Origin of the sequence: Vibrio thalassae (assembly GCF_900089835.1) — a bacterium.
GTDB lineage: Bacteria > Pseudomonadota > Gammaproteobacteria > Enterobacterales > Vibrionaceae > Vibrio > Vibrio thalassae.
The window spans coordinates 1-3,784 of the sequence record NZ_OANU01000147.1; the positions used below are offsets into that span (position 1 = coordinate 1).

Genomic DNA, 3,784 nt, shown 5'->3' on the forward strand with positions numbered 1-3,784 from the left:
CAAAGAAGGCATCTGTAACTTTGCAAAGTATGACCGACTAACCAGCTCTATAATCGAGGCTGGCAATGTATCAATAGGATTGTTGCGTAGAAGAGCTCGCGGGATAAGAGATACCGAATACTTCAAACTGAAGATTAAACAGCTTTCAGTACCTGAGGTAAGTTCAATATTATACCCTTCTGTCAAGCTCATCTAAGCGGAGAAGAGCCAGAATTATCTAATGTAGTTGAAGAAATTTAGTTATTTATAGAAAGCCATTACCGAAGTATTAGTAAATACGTAGTAATTGGAGAAAAAAGAAAATGTGACGCTGGTTATCAGTAATTTTGATGACTTACAGGCATAAAAAACCCCTTAAAAAAAGGGGCCTTATAAATAAATGAGTCTGTTTGAACGTAAGGATTACTTCTTCACGCCTTCTACATGAAGTTCCATGTCAACATAGCTTGAATCACCCATTACAGGAATCTTGAAATCAGCCAATTCTAAGCGTGTCGTCCCATTAAAGCCTGCACGTTCACCGCCCCAAGGGTCTTGGCCAGCACCAACAAACTCCGCTTCAATTGTGATAGGCTTTGTGACGCCGTGAAGCGTTAGGTCACCCATCACATCAAGTTTGCCGTCACCTTTATCTTTTACCGCCGTACTTTTGAAAGTGGCTTCTGAGAACTTACTCGCATCGATAAAATCTGAACTGCGGATATGCTTGTCTCGCTCAGCATGGTTAGAATCCAAACTCGTAGTATCCACCACTACTTCTACAGATGAAGCATCAACGTCTGCTGGGTCATAGCTAAACTCGCCTGAAAAGGTATTGAATCGACCTTTAATAAAACTGTAACCAAGGTGACTCACTTTAAAGTTAATAGAAGCGTGTGCGCCTTTTGTATCAATTACATAGTCTGCAGCATTTGCACCTAGCGGCAACATCATTGCCACTGCCATTCCTGTAGCGATTAGTGTCTTTTTCATTTCGAAACTCCTAACATTTTTCGAAGAGTATTGTCTTTATTTACTAAGTGATGTTTTAGTGCAGCTAGTGCGTGCCCAGCTGCAGCAATAATAACGAACCAAGCGGTATAAAAATGAACCTCGCCCGCAATATCAGATTGATTCGCAAACAGCTCTCCGGCGCCCGGCACTGTAAACCAATCAAAAACCTCTATGCCTCTACCATCCGAAGTAGAGATCAAATAACCACTAACAAATATGACCACTAACGCCACATACATCAGTAAGTGTCCAACTTTGGCACCTAACTGCTCAATCGGATGCCCTTCAGCACTCGGGGTCGCCGTAGTACTTTTCCAAACAAAGCGAAACAGCGTCAAAGCCGCTAAAAGAATGCCTACAGACTTATGCCAGTGCGGAGCGGTTTGATACCACTTACTGTAATAGGTCAAATCAACCATCCATAATCCGACGGCGAACATTCCGATAATCACCACCGCTGACAACCAATGTAATGATCGCGTGATTAGGTTATAATTCTTAACTTCATTTCCTGACATCGCCAATTCCGCTCGTTGATATTGTCTCTCACTCGCCATCTTAACAATCAGACAACGTTTGAGATACAGTATTTACCTAATTTGACACTTTAACGACATAGACACTTTGATGATGTTATTCAGTTTTTTCGAACAAAATATTTATTTATCAATTAATTACTTAGCTGTCTTCTTGCATTTCTATCTCATACAATTCATCACTAATGTCCATGAGCTTTCGCTCTAATAGCTGTTTCGCGTCTTCTAACCCTTTGTTATAAAAAGCAGGACCCAACTTTTTGGTCAAAAAGTCTAAGAGAAACTCCGCATCAAATTGCTCTAGTTCATAGTCAAGTTCATCATAAAAATACGTTTTTAAATCACGTACTAACTCTGCTCGTTTATTCGTATCAAACATGTTATTCCCCATTTTTTGTTACAATTCATTGATTAACCATATCAATCATCTATCGCAAGCAAGCCTTGGCAAATAGATCCGATACTTGTTTTCACATTCTTCCACGCAAGTCTCATAATTTGTGTTTATTTCGCTTATAAGTTTCATTTTTGAAACCCATAAACTATCATAAAGACAATTTTATGGGGGAGACATGAACGACGGATATCAAGAGCGTATCTCTGCATTATTGAGAGAAAAAAATATAACTAATAACGAGTTAGCTGAAGCTATCGGTAAAGGTAAAGCCACAATAGGTCGCTACCTAACAAAGGGCCCTACTCGTACTTATCCGTCTATCGAAGATCTCTCGTTGATCGCTGACTACTTCAACGTTCAAGCTCATTGGCTATGTTTTGGTGTTGGTGACAAACATACCGATGCTGAAGACATCACATACGCGGCCGTAAACCAAAGTGCTACCACTGTGTCAGTCTATAATCGAACAGAAGTCAATGCGCTGTTAAATGGTGAAAGCCCATCAAGCGTTGGAGCTATACCCGTGCCCCCTGAGTATCATTCATGCTTCGGTGTTATGTACCCAGTGACCAGTTCTGTGTCTTATAAATGGGACTGCATTGCTTTAGTGAATCCCCACAAAGAATGGGTTAACGATGATATCGTCTTAGCAAGGTTGCCTGGAAACCCATACCCCGATTTCTTTACCTTGGTTAAAGTCGGTGCAATCATCCATGTCTGGTACGGCGACGATACGACCAAAAATGCCATCCATCAGGTCAATGATCAAGAAATTGACGTAATAGGCGTTGTACGTTGGGGTACATGGAAAAAACGAATCTAATCTTATAGATTGGTTAGCGTTCAGAGGGATTTGTTATTGTTGCAAGATATCGTGGTACATAGCATTCGCAGCTTTCAATCGGACTGCCAAAAACTGTGCCACCAGCACTACCCAGCGGTTCATAATGGTGGGATGGCCGAACAGCATCTCGGTCTAGCGTTTTCAAGACGATTAGCAGCAAGCTTTAGTCATTTTGGTCAATCTGCATCCATCACTGCATTGGATTCCAAAAATGATTCAAAAAGCTCAACGGATTATCGGATAAGCTCATCAATGGGTTCTATCTGGGTGATCACTCATCACTTTGTTAATGCCAATGTAGCCACTAAAGAACGCTTGCTTACCCATCTGCAACAATGGCAAGCAGAAAATTGTTATGCTGTGCAACATAAAGATATTGTTGTCATCATTGCTGACCATTGGATTAATCGATGCTCTCACAGCCGAGGAATCATTCATTGGTGGCAAAACTCACTACCCGCCGATCTCGACAGCTATGCTCGTCAAGGCGTCAAGTTACTCTATGCCGATTCCTGTTTGAGCGATTTGTTGCGTAACCGACTAAAAATGACCCCCACTTACATCCATTACACTCATCCGTTACAGCGCACAATTAGCCAAGAGCCAGTACTAAAATACACTCAACTGTTCGCCATCATCCAGCCCTAGTCTCACTGTCATCAAACTTTAACTACAGTTTCTCATAGTGGTTCAGTTACTCACCAAATTAGAGTTGAAGTGAAAAGTCTCAAACGATACCAATATGAGAAGTACGCCGTCTTGTGTAACTTGGCGTATCCAAGAGTGTTCAAACAAACCCGTTATGGTTTCGGCGTTTTTCAAGGTAGTTGTCGCCTTTAATTTTTTAAGCAGCTTCTTTCTGCCTTTCAGGATTTAGCTTAACTTCACCAACTTCATCCCAGTTTCTAGATTCGTTTGACCACCGCTGTGGGTTGGCTGCTCTCGCTTGTTTATAAAGCTCTTTGCGCTTAGCTAAGATGGTACTATCCTCTCCATTATGGCGTTGAACTGGGG

General features: G+C 41.5%; 6 protein-coding genes and 1 pseudogene. 4 read left to right on the top strand and 3 right to left on the bottom strand.

What is annotated here, in order from left to right; translation table 11 throughout:
• The coding region (locus VTH8203_RS22830) for a transposase (RefSeq protein WP_167385790.1) at positions 1-196 on the top strand (196 nt) is incomplete at its 5' end.
• A gap of 206 nt (positions 197-402) precedes the next feature.
• Here the strand turns inward: VTH8203_RS22830 and VTH8203_RS22835 are convergent.
• From VTH8203_RS22835 to VTH8203_RS22845, 3 genes are all read right to left on the bottom strand, one after another.
• Positions 403-972 (bottom strand): YceI family protein, encoded by a 570-nt coding sequence (locus VTH8203_RS22835; RefSeq protein ID WP_096995692.1) that lies wholly within the window; start codon positions 970-972, stop codon positions 403-405.
• Positions 969-1,511 carry a cytochrome b gene (locus tag VTH8203_RS22840; protein ID WP_096995696.1) on the bottom strand — a complete coding sequence of 181 codons (543 nt, stop codon included), beginning with the start codon at positions 1,509-1,511 and terminating at the stop codon, positions 969-971. Before VTH8203_RS22840 ends, VTH8203_RS22835 begins: the two co-directional genes overlap by 4 nt.
• Positions 1,512-1,671: 160 nt before the next feature.
• Positions 1,672-1,908, bottom strand: coding sequence for a DUF2164 domain-containing protein (locus VTH8203_RS22845; RefSeq protein WP_096995693.1), 237 nt, complete (start codon positions 1,906-1,908; stop codon positions 1,672-1,674).
• A 193-nt stretch (positions 1,909-2,101) separates the two neighbouring features.
• Between VTH8203_RS22845 and VTH8203_RS22850 the strand changes: the two genes are divergently transcribed.
• From VTH8203_RS22850 to VTH8203_RS22860, 3 genes and pseudogenes are all read left to right on the top strand, one after another.
• Positions 2,102-2,749 (top strand): helix-turn-helix domain-containing protein, encoded by a 648-nt coding sequence (locus VTH8203_RS22850; RefSeq protein ID WP_096995694.1) that lies wholly within the window; start codon positions 2,102-2,104, stop codon positions 2,747-2,749.
• A gap of 36 nt (positions 2,750-2,785) precedes the next feature.
• Positions 2,786-3,418: a hypothetical protein gene (locus tag VTH8203_RS22855; protein ID WP_096995695.1), complete on the top strand. Its 633-nt coding sequence runs from the start codon at positions 2,786-2,788 to the stop codon at positions 3,416-3,418.
• 69 nt (positions 3,419-3,487) lie between these two features.
• Positions 3,488-3,580 (top strand): annotated as a pseudogene (locus tag VTH8203_RS22860) (lipase family protein); the annotation flags it as partial.
• Between the last annotated feature and the right edge of the window lie 204 nt (positions 3,581-3,784).